This window comes from Pseudomonas machongensis, assembly GCF_034961125.1.
Lineage (GTDB): Bacteria > Pseudomonadota > Gammaproteobacteria > Pseudomonadales > Pseudomonadaceae > Aquipseudomonas > Aquipseudomonas machongensis.
This window is the reverse complement of the sequence record NZ_JAYFUI010000109.1, coordinates 1-25,954: the sequence shown is the minus strand read 5'-3', so window position 1 is coordinate 25,954 and position 25,954 is coordinate 1. Positions and strand designations below refer to the sequence as shown.

The 25,954-nt window shown below is 63.4% G+C and carries 25 protein-coding genes; 22 read left to right on the top strand and 3 right to left on the bottom strand.

Translation table 11 applies throughout. The annotated features are described in order from the left end of the window. Positions 1-55 precede the first annotated feature (55 nt). The 19 genes from iscR (at position 56) to VA602_RS11865 (ending at position 16,996) form a co-directional block, all read left to right on the top strand. Positions 56-547: a Fe-S cluster assembly transcriptional regulator IscR gene (gene iscR / locus VA602_RS11955; RefSeq protein WP_054892549.1), complete on the top strand. Its 492-nt coding sequence runs from the start codon at positions 56-58 to the stop codon at positions 545-547. A gap of 41 nt (positions 548-588) precedes the next feature. Further along, complete coding sequence (locus VA602_RS11950) at positions 589-1,803, top strand: IscS subfamily cysteine desulfurase (protein ID WP_054925565.1); 1,215 nt, start codon at positions 589-591, stop codon at positions 1,801-1,803. 46 nt (positions 1,804-1,849) lie between these two features. Further along, entirely contained in the window at positions 1,850-2,236 is a 387-nt protein-coding gene (gene iscU, locus VA602_RS11945; protein ID WP_003443374.1) for a Fe-S cluster assembly scaffold IscU, read from the top strand. A 24-nt stretch (positions 2,237-2,260) separates the two neighbouring features. Then, positions 2,261-2,584, top strand: coding sequence for an iron-sulfur cluster assembly protein IscA (iscA, locus tag VA602_RS11940; protein WP_003248536.1), 324 nt, complete (start codon positions 2,261-2,263; stop codon positions 2,582-2,584). An 8-nt stretch (positions 2,585-2,592) separates the two neighbouring features. Beyond that, positions 2,593-3,114, top strand: a complete 522-nt coding sequence (gene hscB, locus VA602_RS11935) for a co-chaperone HscB (protein ID WP_323453292.1) — start codon at positions 2,593-2,595, stop codon at positions 3,112-3,114. Between the two features lie 43 nt (positions 3,115-3,157). Beyond that, positions 3,158-5,020 carry a Fe-S protein assembly chaperone HscA gene (gene hscA, locus VA602_RS11930; RefSeq protein WP_323453291.1) on the top strand — a complete coding sequence of 621 codons (1,863 nt, stop codon included), beginning with the start codon at positions 3,158-3,160 and terminating at the stop codon, positions 5,018-5,020. A 3-nt stretch (positions 5,021-5,023) separates the two neighbouring features. Then, positions 5,024-5,365 (top strand): ISC system 2Fe-2S type ferredoxin, encoded by a 342-nt coding sequence (fdx, locus tag VA602_RS11925; protein ID WP_063546067.1) that lies wholly within the window; start codon positions 5,024-5,026, stop codon positions 5,363-5,365. A 10-nt stretch (positions 5,366-5,375) separates the two neighbouring features. Beyond that, a complete protein-coding gene (iscX, locus tag VA602_RS11920; RefSeq protein WP_027920277.1) occupies positions 5,376-5,576 on the top strand; it encodes a Fe-S cluster assembly protein IscX in 201 nt (66 codons plus the stop codon). Between the two features lie 87 nt (positions 5,577-5,663). Beyond that, positions 5,664-6,089, top strand: a complete 426-nt coding sequence (gene ndk / locus VA602_RS11915; RefSeq protein ID WP_011532343.1) for a nucleoside-diphosphate kinase — start codon at positions 5,664-5,666, stop codon at positions 6,087-6,089. Between the two features lie 28 nt (positions 6,090-6,117). Beyond that, positions 6,118-7,266, top strand: coding sequence for a 23S rRNA (adenine(2503)-C(2))-methyltransferase RlmN (rlmN, locus tag VA602_RS11910; protein WP_054892553.1), 1,149 nt, complete (start codon positions 6,118-6,120; stop codon positions 7,264-7,266). Positions 7,267-7,278: 12 nt separating this feature from the next. Next, on the top strand, positions 7,279-8,040 hold the full coding sequence (gene pilW, locus VA602_RS11905; protein WP_153773238.1) for a type IV pilus biogenesis/stability protein PilW: 762 nt from the start codon (positions 7,279-7,281) through the stop codon (positions 8,038-8,040). Then, complete coding sequence (locus VA602_RS11900) at positions 8,037-9,044, top strand: RodZ domain-containing protein (protein ID WP_153773237.1); 1,008 nt, start codon at positions 8,037-8,039, stop codon at positions 9,042-9,044. Before pilW ends, VA602_RS11900 begins: the two co-directional genes overlap by 4 nt. Positions 9,045-9,047: 3 nt before the next feature. Further along, positions 9,048-10,157 (top strand): flavodoxin-dependent (E)-4-hydroxy-3-methylbut-2-enyl-diphosphate synthase, encoded by a 1,110-nt coding sequence (gene ispG / locus VA602_RS11895; RefSeq protein WP_323453290.1) that lies wholly within the window; start codon positions 9,048-9,050, stop codon positions 10,155-10,157. A gap of 24 nt (positions 10,158-10,181) precedes the next feature. Then, on the top strand, positions 10,182-11,468 hold the full coding sequence (gene hisS, locus VA602_RS11890; RefSeq protein ID WP_323453289.1) for a histidine--tRNA ligase: 1,287 nt from the start codon (positions 10,182-10,184) through the stop codon (positions 11,466-11,468). Between the two features lie 39 nt (positions 11,469-11,507). Then, positions 11,508-12,149: a tetratricopeptide repeat protein gene (locus tag VA602_RS11885; protein WP_153773236.1), complete on the top strand. Its 642-nt coding sequence runs from the start codon at positions 11,508-11,510 to the stop codon at positions 12,147-12,149. 1 nt (position 12,150) lies between these two features. Then, the gene (gene bamB, locus VA602_RS11880; RefSeq protein ID WP_054892575.1) at positions 12,151-13,293 is read left to right on the top strand and encodes an outer membrane protein assembly factor BamB; all 1,143 of its coding nucleotides are present in this window, start codon (positions 12,151-12,153) and stop codon (positions 13,291-13,293) included. A gap of 117 nt (positions 13,294-13,410) precedes the next feature. After that, a complete protein-coding gene (der, locus tag VA602_RS11875) occupies positions 13,411-14,874 on the top strand; it encodes a ribosome biogenesis GTPase Der (RefSeq protein WP_054892576.1) in 1,464 nt (487 codons plus the stop codon). Positions 14,875-15,068: 194 nt separating this feature from the next. Beyond that, a complete protein-coding gene (locus tag VA602_RS11870) occupies positions 15,069-16,217 on the top strand; it encodes a pyridoxal phosphate-dependent aminotransferase (protein ID WP_323453288.1) in 1,149 nt (382 codons plus the stop codon). Further along, positions 16,205-16,996 (top strand): amidohydrolase, encoded by a 792-nt coding sequence (locus VA602_RS11865; protein ID WP_125931458.1) that lies wholly within the window; start codon positions 16,205-16,207, stop codon positions 16,994-16,996. Before VA602_RS11870 ends, VA602_RS11865 begins: the two co-directional genes overlap by 13 nt. Positions 16,997-17,108: 112 nt before the next feature. Here the strand turns inward: VA602_RS11865 and VA602_RS11860 are convergent, their stop codons facing one another. Both VA602_RS11860 and VA602_RS11855 read right to left on the bottom strand, forming a co-directional pair. Further along, on the bottom strand, positions 17,109-19,664 hold the full coding sequence (locus tag VA602_RS11860) for a sulfite reductase flavoprotein subunit alpha (RefSeq protein ID WP_323453315.1): 2,556 nt from the start codon (positions 19,662-19,664) through the stop codon (positions 17,109-17,111). 238 nt (positions 19,665-19,902) lie between these two features. Beyond that, positions 19,903-22,191: a TonB-dependent receptor gene (locus VA602_RS11855; RefSeq protein ID WP_151925202.1), complete on the bottom strand. Its 2,289-nt coding sequence runs from the start codon at positions 22,189-22,191 to the stop codon at positions 19,903-19,905. Positions 22,192-22,437: 246 nt separating this feature from the next. On the opposite strand from VA602_RS11855, the gene VA602_RS11850 reads away from it, so the two are divergent. Further along, complete coding sequence (locus VA602_RS11850; RefSeq protein ID WP_063546060.1) at positions 22,438-23,118, top strand: Fe2+-dependent dioxygenase; 681 nt, start codon at positions 22,438-22,440, stop codon at positions 23,116-23,118. Between the two features lie 2 nt (positions 23,119-23,120). Beyond that, positions 23,121-23,870: a tetratricopeptide repeat protein gene (locus VA602_RS11845; RefSeq protein WP_323453287.1), complete on the top strand. Its 750-nt coding sequence runs from the start codon at positions 23,121-23,123 to the stop codon at positions 23,868-23,870. A gap of 139 nt (positions 23,871-24,009) precedes the next feature. On the opposite strand, the gene VA602_RS11840 is transcribed toward VA602_RS11845, so the two are convergent. After that, entirely contained in the window at positions 24,010-25,173 is a 1,164-nt protein-coding gene (locus tag VA602_RS11840; RefSeq protein WP_054892564.1) for a type III PLP-dependent enzyme, read from the bottom strand. Positions 25,174-25,779: 606 nt separating this feature from the next. On the opposite strand from VA602_RS11840, the gene VA602_RS11835 reads away from it, so the two are divergent. After that, the coding region (locus VA602_RS11835) for a sigma factor (protein WP_323453314.1) at positions 25,780-25,954 on the top strand (175 nt) is incomplete at its 3' end.

Below are 25,954 nucleotides of genomic sequence, written 5' to 3'. Positions count from 1 at the left end.
TGCTCGGGAATCGCATACTCGCACACATCCTGTAACTCCCGTGGTACCCATAGCCATGCGATTGACTACCAAAGGCCGTTACGCCGTCACCGCCATGCTCGACCTGGCGTTGCACGCGCAGCATGGGCCGGTATCCTTGGCCGACATTTCCGAGCGCCAGGGCATCTCCCTCTCCTATCTGGAACAGCTGTTCGCCAAGCTGCGCCGCAGCAGCCTGGTATCCAGCGTGCGCGGTCCGGGTGGCGGCTACCAGCTGTCGCGGGGCATGGAAACCATCCAGGTGGCGCAGGTAATCGACGCGGTCAACGAGTCGGTAGACGCCACTCGCTGCCAAGGCCTCGGGGATTGCCACGCCGGTGATACCTGCCTGACCCACCACCTGTGGTGCGACCTCAGCCAGCAGATCCACGAATTCCTCAGCGGCATCAGCCTGTCCGACCTCGTCATGCGCCGTGAGGTGCAGGAAGTCGCCCAGCGCCAGGACCTGCGTCGAGTCGCCGGTCGCGTTGCCCAGCTGGACAAGATTGAGACGTCCGCCGTCGACTGATGCAGCGACGAGCGACGCCAACGCCTGATAGGAGATACTCAATGAAGTTGCCGATCTACCTCGATTACTCCGCGACCACCCCGGTCGATCCCCGCGTCGCCCAGAAGATGGCCGACTGCCTGCTGGTCGACGGAAACTTCGGTAACCCGGCCTCGCGTTCCCACGTGTTCGGCTGGCGCGCTGAAGAGGCGGTCGAGAATGGCCGCCGCCAGGTCGCCGAGCTGATCAACGCCGACCCGCGCGAAATCGTCTGGACCAGCGGTGCCACCGAGTCCGACAACCTCGCGCTCAAGGGTGTCGCGCACTTCTATCAGACCAAGGGCAAGCACATCATCACCTCCAAGATCGAGCACAAGGCGGTCCTCGACACCGCTCGCCAGCTCGAGCGCGAAGGTTTCGAAGTCACCTACCTCGAACCCGGTGAAGACGGTATCGTCACCCCGGCGATGGTCGAGGCAGTGCTGCGCGACGACACCATCCTCGTCTCGCTGATGCATGTGAACAACGAAGTCGGCTCGATCAACGATATCGCCGCCATCGGTGAACTGACCCGCTCGCGCGGCGTGCTGTTCCACGTCGATGCCGCTCAGTCGGCCGGCAAGGTCGAAATCGACGTGCAGAAGACCAAGGTCGACCTGATGTCGTTCTCGGCGCACAAGGTCTACGGCCCGAAGGGCATCGGCGCGCTGTACGTCAGCCGCAAGCCGCGTGTGCGCCTGGAAGCCATCATTCATGGCGGTGGCCATGAGCGTGGCATGCGTTCGGGCACCCTGCCGACCCACCAGATCGTGGGCATGGGCGAGGCCTTCGCCATCGCCAAGCAGGAAATGGCCGCTGAAAACGTGCGCATCAAGGCGTTGAGCGACCGCTTCTTCAAGCAGGTCTCCGACCTTGAAGAGCTGTACGTCAACGGCAGCCAGACCCAGCGCGTTCCGCACAACCTGAACCTGAGCTTCAACTACGTCGAAGGCGAGTCGCTGCTGATGTCGCTCAAGGACATCGCCGTATCTTCCGGTTCGGCCTGCACCTCCGCGTCGCTCGAGCCGTCTTATGTACTGCGCGCCCTGGGCCGCAACGACGAGCTGGCGCACAGCTCGATCCGCTTCTCCTTCGGTCGCTTCACCACTGAAGAAGAAGTCGACTACGCCGCGCAGGAAGTCTGCAAGGCCGTGAACAAACTGCGTGAACTGTCGCCGCTGTGGGACATGTACAAAGACGGCGTCGACATCTCCAAGATCGAGTGGGCCGCCCACTAAGCAGTCGCCAGCAAGAGCGGCTCCCTGATGAGGAAGGAATTGCACCATGGCATACAGTGAAAAGGTCATCGACCACTACGAAAACCCGCGCAACGTCGGCAAGATGGATGCCGAAGATCCGGACGTCGGTACCGGCATGGTCGGCGCCCCGGCTTGCGGTGACGTGATGCGTCTGCAGATCAAGGTCAACGAGCAAGGCATCATCGAAGATGCCAAGTTCAAGACCTACGGCTGCGGTTCGGCCATCGCCTCCAGCTCCCTGGCCACCGAGTGGATGAAGGGCAAGACCCTGGACGAAGCCGAAACCATCAAGAACACCCAGCTGGCCGAAGAGCTGGCGTTGCCGCCGGTCAAGATCCACTGCTCGGTACTCGCCGAGGATGCCATCAAGGCAGCCGTTCGCGATTACAAGCAGAAGAAAGGCTTGATCTAAGTCGCCGCGAGGTAAGGAGTTCCGATGGCTATCAGCATGACAGAAGCCGCCGCCAACCACATTCGCCGCTCCCTCGATGGGCGCGGCAAGGGTGAGGGCATCCGCCTGGGCGTGCGCACCACCGGCTGCTCGGGCCTGGCCTACGTGCTGGAGTTCGTCGACGAGCTGGCCGACGAGGACCAGGTGTTCGAGAACCATGGCGTGAAGGTCATCATCGACCCGAAGAGCCTGGTGTATCTCGATGGCACCGAGCTGGATTTCGTCAAGGAAGGGTTGAACGAAGGCTTCAAGTTCAACAACCCCAACGTGCGCGGTGAGTGTGGCTGCGGCGAAAGCTTCAATGTCTGAGGCTTGACGTGGGTACTCCTTGCCATTTCGCCCTGTTCGACCTGCAGCCGGGCTTTCGCCTGGACCTCGACAAGCTGGCCACCCGTTATCGTGAGCTGGCCCGCGAGGTCCATCCGGACCGCTTCGCCGACGCCTCCGAGCGTGAGCAGCGTGTCGCCCTGGAAAAGTCCGCAGCACTCAACGACGCCTACCAGACGCTGCGCAGCGCGCCGCGTCGCGCGCGTTATCTGCTGGCCGTCAGCGGTCATGAAGTGCCTCAGGAAGTCACGGTCCACGACCCCGACTTCCTGCTGCAGCAGATGCAGTGGCGCGAAGAACTCGAAGAGCTGCAGGACGAAGCCGACCTCGACGGTGTTGCCGTGTTCAAGAAGCGCCTGAAGGTCGCCCAGGACACGCTCAACGAGGAGTTCGCCGCCTGCTGGGATCAAGCTGCCGAGCGCGACAGGGCCGAGCGCCTGATGCGCCGCATGCAGTTTCTCGACAAGCTCGCCCAAGAAGTGCGCCAACTCGAAGAGCGCCTCGACGATTAACCCCGGCGTTGCCCGTGATGACGCCTAAGGTATTCAGATAAGCATGGCCCTACTGCAGATCGCCGAACCCGGTCAGAGCCCCCAGCCGCACCAGCGTCGCCTGGCGGTGGGTATTGACCTGGGTACCACCAACTCTCTCGTCGCTGCGGTGCGCAGCGGTCGCCGCGAGCCCCTGCCCGACGCCCAGGGCAACGTCATCCTGCCGTCCGCAGTGCGCTATTTGCCCGGGCACAGCGATGTCGGCCAGGCGGCTCGTGATGCAGCCGCCAGCGACCCGCTGAACACCGTGCTTTCGGTCAAGCGCCTGATGGGGCGCGGTCTTGCCGACGTCAAGCAGCTGGGCGAGCAACTGCCCTATCGCTTCGTTGGCGGCGAGTCTCACATGCCGTTCATCGACACCGTCCAGGGGCCGAAGAGCCCGGTGGAGGTGTCGGCCGACATTCTCAAGGTCCTGCGTCTGCGCGCCGAGCAAACCCTCGGTGGCGAACTGGTGGGCGCGGTCATCACCGTGCCGGCCTATTTCGACGACGCCCAGCGCCAGGCCACCAAGGACGCTGCGCGTCTGGCTGGCCTGAACGTGCTGCGCCTGCTCAACGAGCCGACCGCTGCTGCCGTGGCCTATGGCCTGGACCAGAACGCCGAAGGCGTGGTGGCGATCTTCGACCTGGGGGGCGGCACTTTCGATATTTCGATCCTGCGCCTGACCGCGGGCGTCTTCGAAGTGCTGGCCACGGGGGGCGACACTGCCCTGGGCGGCGATGACTTCGACCACGCGATTGCCGGCTGGATCATCGAGCAGGCCGGTCTGTCCGCCGATCTCGACCCGGCGACCCAGCGTCAACTGCTGCAGACGGCCTGTGCCGCCAAAGAGGCCTTGACCGACGCCGATACCGTCAGCGTCGCTCATGGCGCCTGGCAGGGCGAGCTCAGCCGTGCCGCCTTCGAAGCCATGATCGAACCCCTGATCGCCCGCAGCCTCAAGGCCTGCCGCCGCGCAGTGCGCGACAGCGGTGTCGAGCTGGAAGAGGTCGGTGCTGTGGTGATGGTCGGTGGCTCGACGCGCGTGCCGCGTGTGCGTGAAGCCGTCGGCACGCTGTTCGGCCGCGCTCCGCTGACCTCGATCGATCCGGACCAGGTCGTCGCCATTGGTGCCGCGATCCAGGCGGACACCCTGGCCGGGAATCGCCGCGAGGGTGGCGAATTGTTACTTCTGGACGTCATCCCGCTGTCGTTGGGTCTTGAGACCATGGGCGGGTTGATGGAGAAGGTGATTCCACGCAACACCACGATTCCCGTGGCTCGCGCCCAGGAGTTCACCACCTACAAGGATGGCCAGTCGGCCATGATGATTCACGTCCTGCAGGGCGAGCGCGAGCTGATCAGCGACTGTCGTTCGCTGGCCCGCTTCGAGCTGCGCGGCATCCCGGCGATGGTGGCCGGTGCAGCGAAGATCCGCGTGACCTTCCAGGTTGATGCCGACGGTCTGCTCAGCGTCGCGGCCCGCGAACTGGGCTCGGGCGTAGAGTCGAGCATCCAGGTCAAGCCGTCGTACGGCCTGACCGACGGCGAGATCGCTCGTATGCTCAAGGACTCCTTCGAGCACGCAGGCTCCGACAAGCAGGCGCGCCAGTTGCGCGAGCACCAGGTCGATGCCGAGCGCTTGCTCGAAGCGGTGCAGGGCGCCCTGGATGCCGATGGCGAGCGTCTGCTCAGTGCTGACGAGCGCGAGGCCATCGCCTTCCAGATGCAAGAATTGCGTGATTTGCTCAGCGGCACCGATGGCGCTGCCATCGAGCAACAGACCAAGCGTCTGTCGCAGGTGACCGATGCCTTTGCCGCCCGTCGCCTTGATTCGACGGTCAAAGCCGCACTGGCCGGGCGCAACCTGAATGAGATCGAGGAGTAACCGATGCCCCAGGTGATTTTCCTGCCGCATGAGAAGTTCTGCCCGGATGGGCTGGTGGTCGAAGTGGAGCCAGGGACCAACATCCTGGAGCTGGCCCACGAGCACCATATCGAGATGGAAAGCGCCTGCGGTGGCGTGTGTGCCTGCACCACCTGTCACTGCATCGTGCGTGAAGGTTTCGACTCGCTGGAAGAAGCCGACGAGCTGGAAGAAGACATGCTGGACAAGGCCTGGGGCCTGGAAGCGCAGTCTCGCCTGGCGTGCCAGGTGATCGTGGGTGATGAAGACATCACCATCGAGATTCCGAAATACTCGCTCAACCACGCTGCCGAAGCGCCGCACTGAGGTTTTCAGCATGAGCCTGAAATGGATTGATGTACTTGAGATCGCCATCCAGCTTGCGGAAAGCAAGCCGGACGTCGATCCTAAATATGTGAATTTCGTCGATCTGCACCGTTGGGTGCTGGCTTTGCCAGAGTTCAGCGACGATCCGTCACGCGGCGGTGAGAAAGTGCTCGAGGCCATCCAGGCGGCCTGGATCGAAGAAGCCGACTGAGCGTCTCTGCAGGTTAGGCAATCCCCTGGAACCCGCGTATAATTCGCGGGTTTAATTTTTCGCAACACTCAAATTCTGGAGTTTTCCATGGCTGTTCAACGTACTTTCTCCATCATCAAGCCTGACGCAGTTGCCAAGAACGTCATCGGCAAGATCACCACTCGCTTCGAAGAAGCCGGCCTGAAAATCGTCGCTTCGAAAATCAAGCAGCTGTCGAAGGCCGAAGCCGAAGGCTTCTACGCCGAGCACAGCGCTCGTGGCTTCTTCGGTGATCTGGTTGCCTTCATGACTTCCGGCCCGGTCGTCGTTCAGGTGCTGGAAGGCGAGAACGCCATCGCTCTGAACCGTGAGCTGATGGGCGCCACCAACCCTAAAGAAGCCGCTCCAGGCACCATCCGTGCCGACTTCGCCGAGTCGATCGACGCCAACGCCGTTCACGGTTCGGACTCCGAAGCCGCTGCAGCTCGCGAAATCGCTTACTTCTTCGCTGCTACCGAGGTAACCACTCGCTAAGCGAAAGCTTACGAGTGAGGGTGAATCCATGACGACATCTACTGGCAAAATCAACCTGTTGGGGCTGACCCTGCCGGAAATGGAACAGTTCTTCGACTCGATCGGGGAGAAGCGCTTCCGTGCCGGTCAGGTGATGAAATGGATTCACCATTTTGGCGTGTCCGACTTTGCGGACATGACCAACGTTGGCAAGGTCTTGCGCGAAAAGCTCGAGGCCGTTGCCGAGATTCGCCCCCCGGAAGTGGTCAGCGAGGACATTTCCGCCGACGGTACCCGTAAATGGGTAGTCCGCGTTGCCTCCGGCAGCTGCGTCGAGACCGTCTACATTCCCACCGACGACCGCGGTACCCTCTGCGTTTCGTCGCAAGCCGGCTGTGCCCTGGACTGCAGTTTCTGCTCCACCGGCAAGCAAGGCTTCAACAGCAACCTCACCGCCGCCGAAGTGATTGGCCAGGTGTGGCTTGCCAACAAATCCTTCGGGACCGTCCCCGCCAAGATCGACCGCGCTATCACCAACGTGGTCATGATGGGCATGGGCGAGCCCTTGCTGAACTTCGACAATGTCATCGCCGCGATGAAGATCATGATGGACGATCTGGGCTATGGCATTTCCAAGCGTCGCGTCACCCTGTCCACCTCGGGTGTCGTGCCGATGATCAACGAGCTGGCCAAGCACATCGACGTGTCGCTGGCGTTGTCGCTGCATGCGCCCAACGACGCGCTGCGCAACCAGTTGGTCCCGATCAACAAGAAGTACCCGCTCAAGATGCTGCTCGAGTCCTGCATGGGCTACATGTCCACGCTCGGTGGCAAGCGGGTGCTTACCATCGAGTACACCTTGCTCAAGGACGTCAACGATCAGCCTGAGCATGCCGCGCAGATGATCGAATTGCTGCGTGACGTGCCGTGCAAGATCAACCTGATTCCGTTCAACCCGTTCCCGCACTCCGGTTACGAGCGCCCCAGCAACAATGCGATCCGTCGCTTCCAGGATCTGCTGCACCACGGCGGCTTCAACGTCACCACCCGCACCACCCGCGGCGAAGATATCGACGCGGCCTGCGGTCAGTTGGTGGGGCAGGTAATGGACCGCACCCGCCGCAGCGAACGCTACATCGCCGTGCGCCAGATCAACGCCGATGGCAGCGAGCTGCAAGACAGCGCTGCGCGCCACTGACGGACTCCGCCGATGACCCTGCGCGCCGCGCTGTCGATCCTGTCGCTTTTGCTGCTGGCCGGCTGCGTGTCCGGCGGTGCAGGTGATCCGCTTTCCAGCCGACAGGGCAGGGCGGAGGCAGGGCGTGCCTACGTGCAGTTGGGCCTGGGGTATTTGCAACAAGGCATGACTGAGCAAGCCAAGGCCCCGCTGGCAAGGGCGCTTGCGTTGAACAGCCGTGATGCCGATGCACACGCCGCCCTGGCCCTGGTCTTTCAGGCCCAGGGCGAGCCCGATCTGGCGGATGGCCATTTCCGCGAAGCCTTGTCGCAACGCCCGGATGACACGCGGATTCGCAACAACTACGGCAGTTTCCTATATGCTCAAGGGCATTTTCGCCAGGCAGAGCAGATGTTTCGCCAAGCCGCCGCCGATACCCTGTATCCTGAGCGCTCCCGGGTGTACGAGAACCTTGGCCTGACCGCACTCAAGCAGGGGCGCCGCGAGCAGGCGCACGAATACCTGGACAAGGCCCTGCGGCTCAATCAACGGCAACCACGAGCGCTGCTGGAAATGGCTGAGTTGTCCTACGAAAACAGGCATTATGTGCCGGCCCGGGACTACTACGAACGTTTCAGCCAGCAAGGCGATCATGACGCCCGCAGTCTGTTGTTGGGCAGCCGCCTCGCCCGAGTCTTCGAAGAGCACGGCACCGCGGCCGAGCTGGGCAAGAAATTACAACGACTTTATCCCGGTACGCCGGAATATCAGCAATACCTGTCGGAGCAACGATGAAAGCCGCGCACCCCGAAGCAGCAGCAGCGATTCAGCAGAATCCCGGTGATGTCTTGCGCCAGGCCCGCGAGAACCGGAACTGGTCGCAGGCCGAGGTCGCCCGTAAGCTGAATCTCACGGTCACTTCGCTGAACAATCTGGAAACCGGCGCCTTCGACAAGCTTCCCGGACACACGTTCGCGCGCGGCTATATCCGCGCCTACGCCAAGCTCATGGACATGGATCAGGCGCCGCTCGTCGAGGCTTTCGACCAGATCACCGGGACTCACGCCAAGGGCAGCGAAGTGCACGCCCTTGGTCGTATCGAGGAGCCGGTGCGCCTTTCGCACAACATCCTGCGTGTCGTCAGCTTGTTGCTGCTGGTGGCTGTGGTCGGTGGCGGCTTCTTCTGGTGGCAGGACCAGAGCAGCCTGCGTGGCAAGGACCTGGCCAAGATCGCCCTGGAGCATGTCGAGGTCGAAAGCGCCGACGGCACCACCCAGATCCACCCGCTCGACGAGCCGGAAGATCAGGCCGTGACTGCTGGCCAGCAGCCTGAAAGCGCGCCACTGCCGCTTGAGCAGGCTCCGACCGAACCCGCCGCCGAGGCGCCTGTGCAGAGCGACCCGGCCACCTCGGCATCAGCCGCCGCTCCAGCCGCTCCGGTTGCCCAGGCTCCTGCCCAGACCCACACGCCGGCCACCACGCCCGCACCGACCGCGCCTGCCACCCACGCCGCACCGACTGCTCCCGCTGCTGCCGAGCCTGCCGTGGTTGCTGCTGGCGATGGCAAGGTCGCCATTCAATTCACCGCCGATTGCTGGACCCAGGTCACCGATGGCAACGGCAAGGTGCTGTTCAGCGCGATCAAGCGCAAGGGTGACAGCCTGGAACTGACCGGCAAGCCGCCGTTCGCGGTCCGCCTGGGCTTTGCCCGCGGCGCTCAGGTCAGCTACAACGGTCAGGCCGTCGATGTCGCCCCGTTCACCAGTGGCGAGACCGCTCGCCTGAAGTTGGGACAGTAAGTCATGCACGGCGAATCTCCGATCAAACGTCGCGAATCCCGCAAAATCTGGGTCGGCAATGTGCCGGTGGGTGGTGATGCACCCATCGCGGTACAGAGCATGACCAACACCGACACCAATGATGTCGCCGCCACCGTAGGGCAGATCCAGCGCCTGGTCGACGCCGGTGTCGACATCGTCCGCGTCTCGGTGCCAGACATGGACGCGGCCGAAGCCTTCGGCAAGATCAAGAAACTGGTCAGCGTGCCGTTGGTCGCCGACATCCATTTCGACTACAAGATTGCCCTGCGCGTCGCCGAGCTTGGTGTTGACTGCCTGCGCATCAACCCGGGCAACATCGGCCGTGAAGACCGCGTACGCGCGGTGGTCGATGCCGCTCGCGACCGTGGCATCCCGATTCGCATCGGCGTCAATGCCGGCTCGCTGGAAAAGGACTTGCAGAAGAAGTACGGCGAACCGACCCCGGCTGCGCTGGTCGAGTCGGCGCTGCGCCATGTCGAGCACCTTGACCGCCTCGACTTCCAGGACTTCAAGGTCAGCGTCAAGGCCTCCGACGTGTTCATGGCCGTCGAAGCCTACCGCCTGCTGGCCAGGCAGATCGTGCAGCCGCTGCACCTGGGCATCACCGAAGCCGGTGGTCTGCGCTCGGGGACGGTGAAATCCGCCGTCGGCCTCGGTATGCTGCTTGCCGAAGGCATTGGGGATACCATTCGCATCTCGCTTGCTGCCGATCCGGTCGAGGAAGTGAAGGTCGGCTACGACATCCTCAAGTCGCTGCACCTGCGTTCGCGTGGCATCAACTTCATCGCCTGCCCGAGCTGTTCGCGGCAGAACTTCGATGTGGTCAAGACCATGAACGAGCTTGAAGGGCGCCTGGAAGACCTGCTGGTGCCGCTGGACGTCGCGGTGATCGGCTGCGTGGTCAACGGCCCGGGCGAAGCCAAGGAATCCCACGTCGGCCTGACCGGTGGCACCCCCAACCTGGTGTACATCGATGGCAAGCCGGCGCAGAAGCTGACCAATGACAACTTGGTCGATGAGCTGGAAAAGCTCATCCGCCAGAAAGCGGCCGAGAAGGTCGAGGCCGACGCGGCGCTTATCGCCCGCGGCTGATACACAGATTCGTAAGGACTTTTCGTGAGCAAATCGCTGCAAGCCATCCGTGGCATGAACGACATCCTGCCCGAGCAGTCGCCCCTGTGGCGCTACTTCGAAGGCACCGTGGCCGGCCTGCTGGACGGCTACGGCTACAGCCAGATCCGCACGCCGATCGTCGAGTTCACCGAGCTGTTCAAGCGCTCGATCGGTGAAGTCACCGATATCGTCGAAAAAGAGATGTACACCTTCCAGGACAACAAGGACTCGCTGACCTTGCGTCCCGAAGGCACTGCCGCCTGTGTGCGTGCTGTGCTCGAGCACGGCATCATCGGCAACGGCCAGGTACAGAAACTCTGGTATGTCGGCCCGATGTTCCGCCACGAGCGCCCGCAGCTGGGGCGCTATCGCCAGTTCCACCAGATCGGCGTAGAGGTATTCAACCTGGCCGGTCCGGACATCGACGCCGAACTGATCATGCTCACCTGGCGCCTCTGGGCGCGCCTGGGTATCCAGGACGCGGTCACGCTTGAGCTCAACAGCCTGGGCACCAGCGAAGCCCGTGCGCGCTATCGCGACGCGCTGGTCGAGTTCCTCAGCGAACGTATCGATCAGCTGGACGACGACAGCAAGCGTCGTTTGCAGAGCAACCCGCTGCGCATCCTGGACAGCAAGAACGAAGGCACCCAGGCCGCCCTGGTGGGCGCTCCGAAGCTCGAAGAGTACCTGGACGAAGAGTCCCGCGTGCACTTCGAGGGCGTGAAGGCCCGCCTGGACGCTGCCGGAATCCCGTTCGTGATCAACACCAAACTGGTGCGTGGCCTGGACTACTACAGCAAGACCGTGTTCGAGTGGGTGACCGACAAGCTCGGTGCCCAGGGCACTGTCTGCGCTGGCGGCCGCTACGATGGCCTGGTCGAGCAGATGGGCGGCAAGCCGACGGCTGGCGTGGGCTTCGCCATGGGTATCGAGCGCCTGCTGTTGCTGATCGAGACGCTGGGCAAGGTGCCCGAGTCGATCAGCCGCACGCTGGATGTCTATCTGTGCGCCTTCGGCGAGCAGGCGGAGCTGGCGGGCCTGAAGATCAGCGAGCAACTGCGCGATCGCCTGCCGAGCCTGCGCCTGGCGGTCAACGCCGGTGGTGGCAACTTCAAGAACCAGTTCAAGAAGGCCGACAAGAGCGGGGCGCTGTTCGCCCTGATCCTGGGGGACGACGAGCTGGCGCAACAAGTGGTAGGTTTCAAGCCCCTGCGTGGCCAGGGCGAACAACAGAACATTGCCTGGGATGCTCTGGCCGAGCACCTGCAAGCTGCTCTCGCGCAGGCGTGAAGCGGTCAAACAGCCGAATTGCTGAAAAGGAGTATTGGGGTGTCGAGTACCGATGATGATGGCCTGGCCGCAGCCAAGGACTGGTGGAACCGCAACGGCAAGCCGCTGCTGACCGGTGCCCTGCTCGCCGCCGCGGTGGTGATGGGCTGGCAGGCCTGGCACAAGTACCAGAGCAACCAGTCGCAAGGCGCTTCGGCGCTGTACCAGGCGCTGCTGGAAACCACCCTGACGCCTGACGGCAAGCCGGATGCGACCAAGGTCGCCGAATTGTCCGGCAAGCTCAAGAGCGAATTTGGCGGTTCGGCCTATGCCCAGTACGGCAGCCTGTTCGTGGCCAAGGTCGCGGTCGACAGCGGCAAGCTGGACGATGCCGCCGCCGAGCTCAAGAACGTGATGGACAAGCCGGCCGATGCCACCCTCGGCGAGATCGCGCGCCAGCGTCTGGCCCGTGTGCTCGCTGCCCAGGACAAGGCCGAGGAGGCCCTCAAGCTGCTCGACGGTGACGCCGACAAGGCGTTCCTGGCCAGCCGCGAGGAGCTCAAGGGTGACTTGCTGGTCCAGTTGGGCCGTGCCGACGATGCCCATGGTGCGTATGAAAAAGCCAAGGCCGCGCTGTCCGACGACGCCGCGATCGGTGGCCTGCAACTGAAGCTGGATGACCTGGCCAAAGGGGACGCGTGAAGTGACCGGTTGGAAACAAGCAGCAGTGCTCGCCCTGGCCGTGCTGGCCGCGGGTTGCAGCAGCAACAGCAAGAAGGAACTGCCCCCGGCCGAACTGACCAAGTTCACCGAAGAGGTGGTGCTCAAGAAACAGTGGAGCCGTTCGATCGGTGACGGCCAGGGTGACAAGTACAACACCCTGGTGCCGGCCATCGAGAACGACCGCATCTACGCTGCCGACGTCAACGGCAAGGTCTTCGCCCTGAACCGCAGCAACGGTGACGTGGTGTGGAAGAAGGACCTGGAGGTGCCGGTTTCCGGCGCTGTCGGCGTGGGTTACGGCCTGTTGATGATGGGTACCCTCAAGGGTGAAGTCATCGCCCTGGACTCCAGCACCGGTGAAGAGCGCTGGCGCTCGCGCGTCACCAGCGAAGTGCTGGCTCCGCCGGCGACCAACGGTGATGTGGTGGTGGTGCAGACCCAGGACGACCGTCTGATCGGCCTGGACTTCAGCACCGGTGATCGCCGCTGGATCTACGAGAGCTCGCCTGCGGTACTCACTCTTCGTGGTACCGGCGCGCCGATCGTCACCAACCGCCTGGCGGTGGCTGGCCTGTCCACCGGCAAGGTGATTGCGGTCGACACGCAGAACGGCGTACCGGTGTGGGAGGCCCGCGTGGCTGTGCCGCAAGGCCGTTCCGAGCTGGACCGCGTGGTGGACATCGACGGTGGCTTGCTGCTGTCCGGTGGTACCCTGTACGTCACCAGCTACCAGGGTCGCGTCGCGGGCCTGGACCTGGAAAGCGGCCGTGTACTGTGGCAGCGCGATGCCTCCAGCTACGTCGGTGTCGCCCAGGGCTTTGGCAACGTCTACGTGAGCGAAGCTTCGGGCACCGTCGAGAGCGTCGATGAGCGTTCGTCTTCGGCGCTGTGGACCAACGATTCCATGGCCCGTCGCCAACTGTCGGCACCGGAAGTGTTCTCCAGCTATGTCGCGGTGGGTGACTTCGAGGGTTACCTGCACCTGCTCAGCCAGGTCGATGGTCGCTTCGTCGGCCGTGAGCGTATCGACAGCGATGGCCTGCGCGCCCGTCCCCTGGTGGTCGGCGACACCATCTATGTCTATGGCAACAGCGGCAAGCTCGAGGCACTGACCATCCGCTGAAGCTATGCTTGAGACCGTCATCGGTTTCAGGCTGCGGCGCAGGAAGCGCCGCCCGAACTCCGGCCGCTGCCTTGCAGCGGCCTTTGCATTTTCAAGAATTCACGAATGGAGAGCCGCATGGTTCCCGTAATCGCCCTGGTGGGACGGCCGAACGTCGGCAAATCCACCATGTTCAACCGCCTGACCAAGACCCGCGATGCCATCGTCGGCGACCTGTCGGGCCTGACCCGTGACCGCCAGTACGGCGATGCCAGTTGGCAGGGTCGTTCGTTCATCCTCATCGACACCGGCGGTATCACCGGTGACGAAGTGGGCATGGACGAGAAGATGGCCGAGCAGTCGCTGATGGCCATCGAAGAAGCGGACTATGTGCTGTTCCTGGTCGATGCCCGCGCCGGCATGACCGCCGCTGACCAGATGATCGCCGAGCACCTGCGCAAGCGGAACAAAGAGGCGATCCTGGTCGCCAACAAGATCGACAACATCGATGCCGATGTCGCCCGCGCCGAGTTCTCGCCGCTGGGTATGGGCAACGCCATTCCTGTCGCTGGCTCTCAAGGCCGTGGTATCAACGCGCTGATGGAAGCCGTGCTTGGCCACATCCCGCGCGACCAGGTCGAGGAAGCGCTGGATGCCGAGGTCGCCGAAGGCGAGGAAGCGGTGCGTATCCCCGGCCCAAGCGAGAAGGATGGCATCAAGATCGCCATCATTGGTCGCCCCAACGTCGGCAAGTCCACGCTGGTCAACCGCATGCTCGGTGAAGAGCGCGTGGTGGTCTACGATCAGCCGGGCACCACCCGCGACAGTATCTACATCCCGTTCGAGCGTGATGGCGAGAAGTACACCTTCATCGACACTGCCGGGGTGCGCAAACGCGGCAAGATCCACGAGGAAGTCGAGAAGTTCTCGGTGGTCAAGACGCTGCAGGCGATCAAGGACGCCAACGTGGTGATCTTCGTCATGGACGCGCGCGAGGGTGTGGTCGACCATGACCTGAACCTGCTGGGCTTCGCCCTGGACGCCGGCCGTGCCATCGTCATTGCCCTGAACAAGTGGGACGGCATGGAGCCGGGCGAGCGCGACTACGTGAAGACCGAGCTGGAGCGCCGGCTGTTCTTCGTCGACTTTGCCGATATCCACTTCATCTCCGCCCTGCACGGCACTGGCGTTGGCCACCTGTACAAGTCGGTGCAGGCCGCGTTCAAGTCGGCGGTCACCCGCTGGCCGACCAGCCGCCTGACCCAGATCCTCGAAGATGCGATCAGCGAGCACCAGCCGCCGCTGGTCAATGGTCGTCGGATCAAGCTGCGCTATGCCCACCTGGGTGGCGCCAACCCGCCGCTGATCGTGATTCACGGTAACCAGACCGACAAGATCCCGCGTTCCTACTCGCGCTACCTGGAAAACACCTACCGCCGTGTGCTGAAGCTGGTCGGTACGCCGATCCGCATCGAGTACAAGGGCGGCGAGAACCCGTACGAGGGCAACAAGAACACCCTCACCGATCGCCAGGTCAACAAGAAGCGTCGCTTGATGTCGCACCACAAGAAGGCTGAGAAGAAGCGCAAAGACAAGCGCTGATTCTCGCGTCTGCTTCTTCGCGGGCAAGCCCGCTCCCATTGGGTATGGCACAGGCATTGAAATCTGTGAACGACCTGTGGAGCGAGCTTGCCCACGAATGAGCCGTTAAATGTTTCAACCTTTTTCCTGCCTGCCCGATCCGCTATGCTCGGACTCCACCCCGTGCCGGACCACCCCGCAGGAAAGAGGGCTCCATGATCCGCAGCAAACTGCCGAACGTCGGCACGACCATCTTCACCACCATGTCCCAGCTCGCCGCGCAAACCGGCGCGCTCAACCTGTCCCAGGGTTTCCCCGATTTCAATGGCCCGCAGCCGCTGCTCGATGCGGTCGGTCGACACGTGGCCGCTGGCAACAACCAGTACGCGCCGATGACCGGGTTGCCGGTGTTGCGGCAGCAGGTCGCGGCGAAGATCGCCCGGCTTTATGGCGCCCAGGTGGACGCCGATCAGGAAGTGACCATCACGCCTGGCGCCACCGAGGCGATCTTCTGTGCGATCCAGGCGGTGATCCAGGCTGGCGACGAGGTGATCGTCTTCGACCCGTCGTACGACAGCTACGAGCCGTCGGTAGAGCTGGCCGGTGGTCGCTGCGTGCATGTGCAACTGAGCGATGGCGATTTTCGCATCGACTGGCAGAAGTTCAGCGATGCCCTGACCCCGCGCACGCGCATGGTCATCCTCAACTCGCCGCACAACCCCAGCGGCGCCCTGATCACCCGTGAAGACCTCGACCAGCTTGCGGCCTTGATTGCCGAGCGCGACATCTACCTGGTGAGCGACGAGGTCTACGAGCACCTGGTCTACGACGGCGTACGCCATGCCAGCGTGCTGGCCCACCCGCAGCTGTATGCGAGGGCCTTTGTGGTCAGCTCGTTCGGCAAGACCTACCACGTCACCGGCTGGAAGACAGGCTATGTGATTGCACCGCCTGCGCTGAGCGCCGAGCTGCGCAAGGTCCACCAGTACGTCAACTTCTGCGGCGTGACGCCGCTGCAATGGGCGCTGGCCGACTTCATGGCCGAACATCCGGAGCATATCGACGAACTGCCAGGCTTCTACCAGGCCAAGCGCGACCTGTTCTGCGACCTGCTGCAAACATCGCGATTTGCCTTCACCCGCACCGCGGGTACCTATTTCCAGTTGGTGGACTACTCGGCGATCCGTCCCGACCTCAATGATGTGGAGATGGCCCTGTGGCTGACCCGCGAACACGGCGTGGCGACCATCCCGGTGTCGGTGTTCTACCAGCGCCCCATCCCCGAGCAACGCCTGGTGCGCCTGTGCTTTGCCAAACGTGAGGAGACGCTGCGTCAGGCGGCGAAAAAACTATGCGCGATCTGAGTCAACTGCCGAACCTGAAGCTCGCCCTGGTGCAGACCACCCTGGCCTGGCATGACCGCGAGGGCAACCATGCGCATTTCGAGGTATTGCTGGAGCAGGCCCGTGGCGCTGACCTGGTGATCCTGCCGGAGATGTTCACCACTGGCTTCTCGATGGAGTCCGAACGCCTTGCCGAGCCCGAGCATGGTCCGACCTACAAGTGGCTCAAGGCACAGGCAAAGAAGATCGACGCGGTGATCACCGGCAGTGTGATCATCCAGGCCGCCGACGGCAGCCATCGCAATCGCCTGCTGTGGGCGCGACCGGACGGCGAGGTGCTGCATTACGACAAGCGCCACCTGTTCCGCATGGCGGGTGAGCACAAGCACTACACGCCTGGCGAGCGCCAGGTGCAGTTCGAGCTCAAGGGCTGGCGAGTTCGCCCGCTGATCTGCTACGACCTGCGCTTCCCGGTGTGGAGCCGCGACGCCCAGGACACCGACCTGCTGCTGTACACGGCGAACTGGCCGGCCGCGCGGCGCCAGCACTGGAACCGGCTGCTGCCGGCGCGGGGGATCGAGAACCTGTGCTACGTGGCTGCGGTGAATCGGGTGGGGACCGACGGCAAAGGCTTTGCCTATTCGGGGGACAGCCAGGTGCTGGACTTCCAGGGTGAGAGCCTGCTGAGTGCGGGGGAAGCCGACGGGGTGTTCAGCGCGGTGTTGAGCGCCGCTGACCTGGCGGCGTATCGGGCCAAGTTCCCGGCGAACCTGGATGCCGACACCTTCGAGCTGCGTTGAAACTGCAGTGCTCTTTTCGCGGGCAAGCCCGCTCCCACAGGTAAAGCGTTACTCAATGCTTTACCTGTGGGAGCGGGCTTGCCCGCGAAAAGACCGATACATCAGGCGCTGGTCAGTACACATCCCGCCGATAGCGCCCGTCCTCGATCAGCCGCTCGACGAGCTCTTCACCCAGAAGCCCCTTCAGCGCTGCATCCACGCCGCCTGCCATCCCCTGCAGGCTGCCGCAGACATACACACAGGCACCCTCGGCGACCCAACGGCGCAGCTCTTCGCCTTGCTGCAGCAGCACATCCTGCACATACACCTTTTCCGCCTGGTCTCGCGAGAACGCCAGGTCCAATCGTGCCAGATCGCCGCTGTCCAGCCAGCCTTGCAGCTCGCGGCCGCAGAGCAGGTCGTGGGCGCGGTTGCGTTCGCCGAACAGCAGCCAGTTGCGCTGCTCACCACTCGCGATCCGGGCCTTGAGCAGGCTGCGCAGGCCTGCCAGGCCAGTCCCGTTGCCGATCAGCACCATCGGTACGGAGGCGGCCGGCAGGTGGAAGCTGCTGTTGCGGCGCAGACGCAGGCTGGCATGGCCGTCCATGGGCAGGTATTCGGTCAGCCAGCCGGAGCCCAGCCCGAGGCTGCCATCGGCATGACGCTCCTGGCGCACGATCAGCTCCAGCACGCCGTCGCTGGCGATCGAGGCGATTGAGTATTCGCGGGCACCGAGTGGAATCAGCGAATCGACCAGCGCCTGGGCGTGCAGGCCGACCAGATGCTCGCGGCTGGTTGGCAACTGGCGGCTGGCCAGCGCCTGCCCAAGCGGTTCGACAAGACCCTCAAGTTGCACCGGCAGATTCGCATCGAGCCCCAACCCTTGCAGGAAGGCATCGATCCGCGCCTGGCTGTGGCGGGGCAGCACCTCGACCAGGTCGCCCGCGTCCCAGACGCTTGGGTGTTCGGCACTCAGGCCCAGCAAGTACACCGGTGCGCCCTGGCTTCCGGGGTTGAGGCGCTCGCGTCGTACCAGGCGCCAGTTGCCGTAACTGGGCGGTTGCCAGGCGGCGAGCGGACGTGCGCCGGTCAGTTGCCCCAGGGCCTGCTGCCATTGCTGCAGGGCGTTCTGGTCGGCACTGTCGACTTCGATCGGGCTGAACGCGGTGGTCGCGCCACGCTCGGCCAGCCAGGCCTGCAAACGCCGGGCGAAACCGCAGAAATGCGGATATTGTCGATCGCCCAGGGCGAGCAGGGCGTAGTTCAGGTGTTGCAGGGCCCAGGGCTGGCCCAGCACCTTGCGCTCGAAGCCGCGGGCGCTGTCAGGCGCCTCGCCGTCACCGAAGGTGCTGACCACGAACAGCGCGCGACGGGCCTGGCGCAGCTCGTCCTCGCCCAGCTCGGCGAGCGAGCGTACCTGCACCGGCAAGCCCGCCGCCTGCAACTGCCCTGCGCTCTGCCAGGCCAGTTGCTCGGCCAGGCCACTCTGGCTGGCGAAGCCGATCAGCCAGCTGTCGCCGCTGGCGTTGGCGGTGTCGACCGAGCCTCGGGCGGCACGGACCTGGCGCTTCTTGCGGCGGCGATCGAGATACAGCAGCCAGCCGGTGACGAAGAACAGCGGCATGGTCAGGCTGGCGATGGTGAGGATGATCCTGCCCGGCAAACCGAAATAGCTGCCCACGTGCAGGGCGTAGACGCTCTGGAGCAGTTGGGCTTTGAACGACTTGTCGGTGTAGCGCTCGTGACGTTTGATCTGGCCGGTGGCGGGGTCAAGCGTCACGGTGTTGAAGGCGCGCTCGTGGGCCGAATCATCGAGCAGGTAGAACAGCGTCGCCGGCTGGCCGCCGCCAGGCGGCAGGCGCAGGTTATAGCTGGCAAGGCGTGGGCCTGCGGCATCCTTCAGATTGCTCCAGATGGCGTCGTAGTCGACCACCAGCGGCGCCGCCTTGGCATCCGCTGCTTGTGGCCCGGGCCGGCCGCGACCTGCGCCGCGCTGATGCTGCTCGCCGGCTGCGGGTTTGTCGGCGAGCAGTTTGTTCAGGCCCTCGCGGTACCAGTCGTAGGACCAGAACAGGCCAGTCAGGGCAAACAGCAGGTAGAACAGCAGGCACCAGGTCCCGGCAACCGCGTGCAGGTCCCAGTTGAAGGCGCGGCCTTTCTTGGCCCAGTCGAAGCTCAGCCAGACCCGCCAGTTCAAGGCCCGGCGCGGCCAGCGCAGGTACAGGCCGGAGAGGCAGAAGAAGATCAGCATCAGGGTGCAGGCACCGGTGATCTGCCGGCCGGTATCGCCCATGGCCAGGAAACGGTGCAACTGCAGCATGAGGTTGAAGAAGCCCAGGCCCGTCACTTCACCCTTGAGCTCGCCAGTGTACGGATCGGCATAACGCAGCTCACCGCGGCGTTCGCCGGGCGGCGGGGTGAAGAAGAGGCGTGCGGCAGTGTCGGCGTGGGTATCGACCCAGAGCATCGCCACCTTGTCACCCTGGGCCAGTTCCGCACGGCGCACCAGTTCCGGCAGCGGCAGCACACCCTCCTGGCGCACCTCGACCTTGAGCACATCGGCGTTGAACAGGCGCAGCAGTTCTTCCTGGAACGACCAGATCGCACCGGTGATGCCCATCAGCGCCAGCACCAGGCCGGCGGTGATGCCAAAGAACCAGTGCAATTGGAACAGCGACTTCTTCAGCACATCGATCACCTTGTGTTGCTGCCACAGACCGCGCGGCGTGCATTATGCCTTGATACGTAAAAGCCCCGCTCACAGGAATGATCGGGGCGGGGGGCGTTCTGTTTAGTGCTCGACTGCACCGGCCTCTTCGCGGGCAAGCCCGCTCCCACAGGTGTCCCACAGATTTGAGGATTGTGGTGTCCCTGTGGGAGCGGGCTTGCCCGCGAAGAGGCCGGTGCAGACTAGCCCAGTCCCATCATCAGAAGTGGACGCTGGTGGTCAGCAGCGCCGTACGCCCGGCCGCCTGGTTGGCGAAGTGGGTGGAGAAGGCCTTGTCGTAGTACACCTCGTTGGTCAGGTTCTGCACGTTCAGTTGCAGATCGACGTTCTTGGTCAGCTTGTACGCTGCCATGGCGTCATAGCGCACGTAGCTGTCGACCATGGTGGTGTTGGCCACGCTGCCATACACGTCATCCACATAGAAGGCGCCGCCGCCGACGGTCAGCTTCGGTGTGATGGCGTAGGTGGTCCAGAGGCTGGCGCTGTTGTTCGGCGTGTTCGGCAGCTGGTTGCCATCGTTGGCCTTGCCCAGCGGGCCGCCGTCGATCTGGCGTGCCTGCAGGTAGGTGTAGCCGGCGAACACCTGCCACTTGTCGGTGAGCTTGCCGCTGGCCGACAGCTCGATGCCCTGCACGCGGGTTTCGCCGACGTTCTCGTAGGTGGTGGTGTTCACCTGGACGCGGGCGTTTTCCTTTTCGGTGCGGAACAGCGCAGCGGCCAGGGACAAGCGCTGGTCAAGCAGGTCCCACTTGGTACCGATCTCGTAGTTGGTGGTTTCTTCGGGTTCCAGGTCGCTGGACAGCAGGTTGCCCGAACGGTCCGGGGTGCCCGGTAGCGGGTTGCCTTCCTGGCCTTCGCCGAGCATCGCGCCCGGTGGCGTGGCTGAGGTGGCGTAGGACACGTAGATGCTGCCGTTGTCGGCCGGTTTCCACACCAGGCCCAACTGGCCGGTGATGAACTCGCTCTTGTCGCGGCCCTTGGCTGTGGTGGCGCCGGCTGCGGTATAGGTCTTGTAGTCGGTGTCGAAGTGGTCGTAGCGCAGGCCCATGTTCAGCAGCCACTGCGGGGTCAGTTCGAGGGTGTCGAAGACGTACAGCGCGCGGGTCTTGCTGTTGGTGGTGGTGCCTGCGTAGTTGCGCGAGATCGCGCCGTTCCACGGGTCGTCCGGGTTGGGGTTGCTCAGCGAGGTGCAGTTGTAGCCGCTGGAGACGATCATGCCCGGGGTGCAGTTGGTGCTGGCGTTGCCGGGCGAGGCTGGCGTGGTGTCGGTGTTGACGTTGTAGGAGGACCGTTCGCTTTCTTCGCGGCTCAGTTCGATGCCGGTGGAGAAGCTGTTCTTCAGGCCGCCCAGGTAGAACTCGCCGAACAGGTCGGTCTGGTTGGTGGTCGTGGCGGTATTGCCTACGCGGGTATTGGCGCGGCGCCAGACACTGCCGTTGTTGACGTTGCCCTTGCTGTCGTCCGGCTGGGTGAGGATGTAGTCCTGCATGCTGTTGCCGTGGCGCAGGGTGTTCTTGATGGTCAGCGAGTCCGACAGGTCGTGTTCGACGGCGATGGTGGCGATGTCTACCCGCGACTTGCGGAAGTCGCGGCCGGTCAGGCCGTAGAAGTTGTCGTGGTCGCCACCTGCGTAAGGCTTGCTCGGGTTGGCCGAGGTACGGGCGCCGGTGCCGCCGGCCGGTACGGTGTAGGGGATGCCCGAATCCGGCAGGTCGTCGCTTTCCAGGTGGTAGTAGTCGAGGTTGACGCGGGTCGGGGTGCCCAGGCCGAAGGCCAGCGACGGGGCGATGCCCCAGCGGTCGTAATTGACCTTGTCGCGCCCGGCGACGTTGCTCTCGTGGGTCATCAGGTTGAGACGCCCGGCCACGCTGTCGCTGAACTGGTAGTTGCCATCGAAGGTGTAGCGCTGGGTCTGGTCACTGCCCCAGGTCCAGGCGCCGTCGAGCGAGTTGCCCAGGTGGGCGCGCTTGCTCACCAGGTTGATGGTGCCGCCTGCCGCGCCGCGCCCGCCAATCGCAGAGTTCGGGCCCTTGGCCACTTCCACCGATTCGATGGCGAAGATCTCGCGGGTCTGTGCCCCCGTGTCGCGCACGCCGTCCAGGTAGGTATCACCCTGAGCGTCAAAGCCGCGGATGAACGGGCGGTCGCCTTGCGGGTTGCCGCCTTCGCCGGCACCGAAGGTGATACCTGGTACGGTACGCAGTGCATCCTGCAGGCTCAGGGCGTTGGTGTCCTTGATCACCTGCTGCGGGATTACCGTGACCGAGCGCGGGGTGTCCACCAGCGGCGCAGTGTATTTCTGCGAGGAGGCTTTCTCGACCTTGTACTCGGTGCTCGCCTGTTCGGCCTTGCCGTTGACGCTGGTGGCGTCGAGCGTCACGGGCTGGGCTGCGGGGTCGGCGGCATAGGCCGAGGTCGCGCTGATGGCGACGCCGATGGCGCAGGTGAGCAGGCGTGGAGAGCTGACAGCGGATGGTACGTGGCGCATGTTGTTTTTGACCTTCCCCAAGGTGTGAAGGCCGCGGATGTTAATGTAAGCAATTGTAAGTAACAATTGAGACTCGTTACCATTCGCAAGAAACTTACAATCTTTACATTTTGCCCTTACGGTTTTTCCGGGTTCATGCGTCTGCGCCCGCCACCTGTACCAAAGTGATTGCCCAAACGGCACTTGCCTGTCGCAAAAGGCAATCAATATCATTGGGGCCTTTGCCCTCTGCCAGGTAACCCGCGCATGCTTCTGCACATCCCCGGCCTGTTCGACGCCGACGAGATTTCCCGCATCCGCCAGGCGCTGGAACAGGCTGACTGGGCCGATGGCAAGGTCACTGCCGGCTACCAGTCGGCCAAGGCCAAGCACAACCTGCAACTGCCCGAAGGCCACGCCCTGGCCAAGGAGATCGGCAGCGCGCTGATCGACCGGCTATGGCGCAATTCGCTGTTCATGTCGGCGGCGTTGCCGCACAAGGTGTTCCCGCCGCTGGTCAATTGCTACCGCGAGGGTGGCAACTTCGGCTTCCACATCGACAATGCATTGCGCCAGCCCAAGGGCAGCCCCGAGCGGGTGCGCACCGACCTTTCGTCCACGCTGTTTCTCAGTGAGCCGGACAGCTACGACGGCGGCGAACTGGTGATCCAGGACACCTACGGTGTGCAGCAGGTCAAGCTGGCTGCAGGCGACATGGTGCTGTATCCGGGCACCAGCCTGCACAAGGTCAACCCGGTGACCCGTGGCGAGCGTTACGCGGCGTTCTTCTGGACCCAGAGCCTGGTGCGCGACGATGGCCAGCGCACGCTGCTGTTCGAGATGGACAACGCCATACGCCAGCTCGGTGCCGATGTGCCCGATCATCCGTCGCTGCTGCAACTGACCGGCACCTACCACAACCTGTTGCGTCGCTGGGCGGAGGTTTGAGCATGTCGTATCAGTTGCGGCGCGAGGATGTGATCGATGTCGCCGAGCTAAAGGCCATGCTCGAGCACAGCCCTGGCAAGGCCGCCCAGGCGATTCTTGCCGCAGCGGGGCAGGGTGTGGTCGAGGCGCAGGCATTGCTTGGGCAGATCCTGCTCGACGGGCACGGTATCGAACAGGATGAGCGCCTGGCGCGGCATTGGTTCGCCATTGCCGCGCAGGCTGGCAATGCCATGGCCTTCAACATGCTGGGGCGTTGCCTGGAGCACGGCTGGGGTGGGGAGATCGACCTGACCCAGGCGGCCATCCATTACGCACAGGCCGCCGATGCCGACTCCGAGTGGGGCCTCTACAATCTGGGCAACCTGCTGGCGACCGGGCGTGGGGTGCCGGTGAATCAGGCGCAGGCGCTGTTCTGCTACGAGAAGGCAGCGCACATGGGGCATGCCAAGTCGATGAACCTGTACGGACGTTACCTGGAGCAGGGCATCGCCACGACCGCGAGCCCGGTGCGGGCGGTGCGCTGGTATCGGCGTTCGGCCGAGGCGGGGGATTTTCGCGGAATGTTCAGTTTGGCGCTGGTGCTGGTGGAGCGGGGTGAGATCGCCGAGGCTGGGCCATGGTTCGAGCGGGCGCGAGGGGAGGGCAACCTGAGCTTTCTGCGCAGTGCATTGGTGACGTTACAGAACGCAGGGCCGGTGCTGATGAGCTTTGCCGCGCGCTATGCCGAGGAACTGGAGCGGCGCGAAGAATGATGTCGCCTGTGAGGGCCTCTTCGCGGGTAAACCCGCTCCCACAGGGACCGCGCCACATTGAAATCTGGCGCTGTACCCGCGAAGAGGCCAGTAGAGGACGCCACAAACGAGAACGGGGCCTTGCGGCCCCGTTCGGGTATTACAGGTAGAACGCCTTCAGCGGCGGGAAACCGTTGAACTCCACCGCGCTGTAGCTGGTGGTGTAGGCGCCGGTCGACAGCCAGTACAGGCGGTCGCCAATGGCCAGGTTCAGCGGCAGGCCGTACTTGTAGTTCTCGTACATGATGTCGGCGCTGTCGCAGGTCGGGCCGGCGATCACCACTTCTTCGGCTTCACCTTTCTTCTCGGTCCAGATCGGGAACTTGATGGCTTCGTCCATGGTTTCGATCAGGCCGGAGAACTTGCCCACGTCGGTGTAGATCCAGCGCTCGACCGCGGTGCGCGACTTGCGCGCCACCAACACCACTTCGCTGACCAGGATACCGGCGTTGGCGATCAGCGAACGGCCCGGCTCCAGGATGATTTCCGGGAGGTCGTCACCGAAGTCTTCCTTGAGGAAGCGGATGATCTCTTCGGCGTAGGTTTCCAGGCTGTTGGTGCGGGTGATGTAGTTGGCCGGGAAGCCGCCGCCCATGTTGATCAGCTTCAGTTCGATGCCGTCTTCTTCCTTCAGGCGCTCGAAGATCACCTTGACCTTGGCGATGGCCGCGTCCCAGACGCTGATGTCGCGCTGTTGGGAACCGACGTGGAAGGAGATGCCGTAGGGCACCAGGCCCAGGTCGCGGGCCAGGATCAGCAGGTCCATGGCCATGTCGGTCTGGCAACCGAATTTACGCGACAGCGGCCAGTCGGCAGTGGTCGAGCCTTCGGTGAGGATACGCACGTACACCTTCGAGCCCGGCGCGGCCTTGGCGATGTTGCGCAGGTCTGCTTCGGAGTCGGTGGCGTAGAGACGCACGCCCTTCTCGTAGAAGTAGCGGATGTCCTTGGACTTCTTGATGGTGTTGCCGTAGCTGATGCGGTCGGCGCTGACGCCACGGCCCAGCACCTTGTCCAGCTCGTAGATCGAGGCGATGTCGAAGCTCGAGCCTTTATCCTTGAGCAGGTCGATGATCTCGACCGCCGGGTTGGCCTTGACTGCGTAGTAGACCTTGGCGAATTCGAAGCCCGCGCGCAGGTCGTCATAGGCCTGGCTGATCATCTGGGTGTCGATGAGTACGAACGGGGTTTCCTGCTTGTCGGCGAACGCCTTCATTTTCTGGAAGGTATCGCGCGCGAAATAGTCTTCGACCTGGATCGACATGCTTAGGGACTCCATGGGCAAACTGAAAAGATAAGTGGCTGCAAACTGAACGTCCTCCGTATCCCCACTTTGGTTCGCCTACTTCCCAAGGCATGTCGCCGAAAGCAAAAAGGTCGCTGTAAAAAGCGGCGGCCTTGCTGTCTCGTCGTCAGTACTTGAGCCGGATGGATCGTTTCCAGCATGGACGTTCGGCGCGCACTTTAGGGCGTGAGGAATGCAGAATCAACCCGCAATCCCGGCGTGTTCCGGTGCAATCGACGAGCAGCCATTTGAATAACCGACTCGTGTGACCGGCAGATGTTCCCCAGGCCAATTCCAGCGTAAAGAATTGTGGAATGGAGCATGTCGGCCCGTTCGCCAGCGAACCCGTTTTCATAGGCGTCACGGTGTTTGGGCGGCGCCGTGCTCGTTCGCGAAAAGCACTTAGGTGTTCATATTTATGGCCACGCAGAGCGGGTACATCCGTGCCGGAATCCATCGATAAATTTTTTGTTACCAAGGCAAAAAAATGCCCTCGGTCGAACAGGCACACGCCGATTTGCCGCTTTTAATAAGAAGTATTACTATTTGCGACTTCTTGTCCCCGCCTCCCTGACGAGCCAGACCGTGTCCGGACACAAAGGCTTTCTCGACCACTATCACGAGCTGATCGGCACCTGGACGCGCAAGTTGCGCAGTCGTCAGCAGGCCGAGGATCTCGCCCACGATGCCTTCGTCCGCGTGCTGGAAAATCCGCGCGAGCAGGTCGAGCAGCCGCGCGCCTATCTGCACCAGACCGCAC

Excerpts from the sequence above, each read along its gene's own strand:
- iscR (WP_054892549.1), top strand. The coding sequence starts at position 56 with ATGCGATTGACTACCAAAGGCCGTTACGCCGTCACCGCCATGCTCGAC.
- VA602_RS11950 (WP_054925565.1), top strand. The coding sequence starts at position 589 with ATGAAGTTGCCGATCTACCTCGATTACTCCGCGACCACCCCGGTCGAT.
- iscU (WP_003443374.1), top strand. The coding sequence starts at position 1,850 with ATGGCATACAGTGAAAAGGTCATCGACCACTACGAAAACCCGCGCAAC.
- iscA (WP_003248536.1), top strand. The coding sequence starts at position 2,261 with ATGGCTATCAGCATGACAGAAGCCGCCGCCAACCACATTCGCCGCTCC.
- hscA (WP_323453291.1), top strand. The coding sequence starts at position 3,158 with ATGGCCCTACTGCAGATCGCCGAACCCGGTCAGAGCCCCCAGCCGCAC.
- fdx (WP_063546067.1), top strand. The coding sequence starts at position 5,024 with ATGCCCCAGGTGATTTTCCTGCCGCATGAGAAGTTCTGCCCGGATGGG.
- iscX (WP_027920277.1), top strand. The coding sequence starts at position 5,376 with ATGAGCCTGAAATGGATTGATGTACTTGAGATCGCCATCCAGCTTGCG.
- ndk (WP_011532343.1), top strand. The coding sequence starts at position 5,664 with ATGGCTGTTCAACGTACTTTCTCCATCATCAAGCCTGACGCAGTTGCC.
- rlmN (WP_054892553.1), top strand. The coding sequence starts at position 6,118 with ATGACGACATCTACTGGCAAAATCAACCTGTTGGGGCTGACCCTGCCG.
- pilW (WP_153773238.1), top strand. The coding sequence starts at position 7,279 with ATGACCCTGCGCGCCGCGCTGTCGATCCTGTCGCTTTTGCTGCTGGCC.
- VA602_RS11900 (WP_153773237.1), top strand. The coding sequence starts at position 8,037 with ATGAAAGCCGCGCACCCCGAAGCAGCAGCAGCGATTCAGCAGAATCCC.
- ispG (WP_323453290.1), top strand. The coding sequence starts at position 9,048 with ATGCACGGCGAATCTCCGATCAAACGTCGCGAATCCCGCAAAATCTGG.
- der (WP_054892576.1), top strand. The coding sequence starts at position 13,411 with ATGGTTCCCGTAATCGCCCTGGTGGGACGGCCGAACGTCGGCAAATCC.
- VA602_RS11870 (WP_323453288.1), top strand. The coding sequence starts at position 15,069 with ATGATCCGCAGCAAACTGCCGAACGTCGGCACGACCATCTTCACCACC.
- VA602_RS11865 (WP_125931458.1), top strand. The coding sequence starts at position 16,205 with ATGCGCGATCTGAGTCAACTGCCGAACCTGAAGCTCGCCCTGGTGCAG.
- VA602_RS11855 (WP_151925202.1), bottom strand. The coding sequence starts at position 22,191 with ATGCGCCACGTACCATCCGCTGTCAGCTCTCCACGCCTGCTCACCTGC.
- VA602_RS11850 (WP_063546060.1), top strand. The coding sequence starts at position 22,438 with ATGCTTCTGCACATCCCCGGCCTGTTCGACGCCGACGAGATTTCCCGC.
- VA602_RS11845 (WP_323453287.1), top strand. The coding sequence starts at position 23,121 with ATGTCGTATCAGTTGCGGCGCGAGGATGTGATCGATGTCGCCGAGCTA.
- VA602_RS11840 (WP_054892564.1), bottom strand. The coding sequence starts at position 25,173 with ATGTCGATCCAGGTCGAAGACTATTTCGCGCGCGATACCTTCCAGAAA.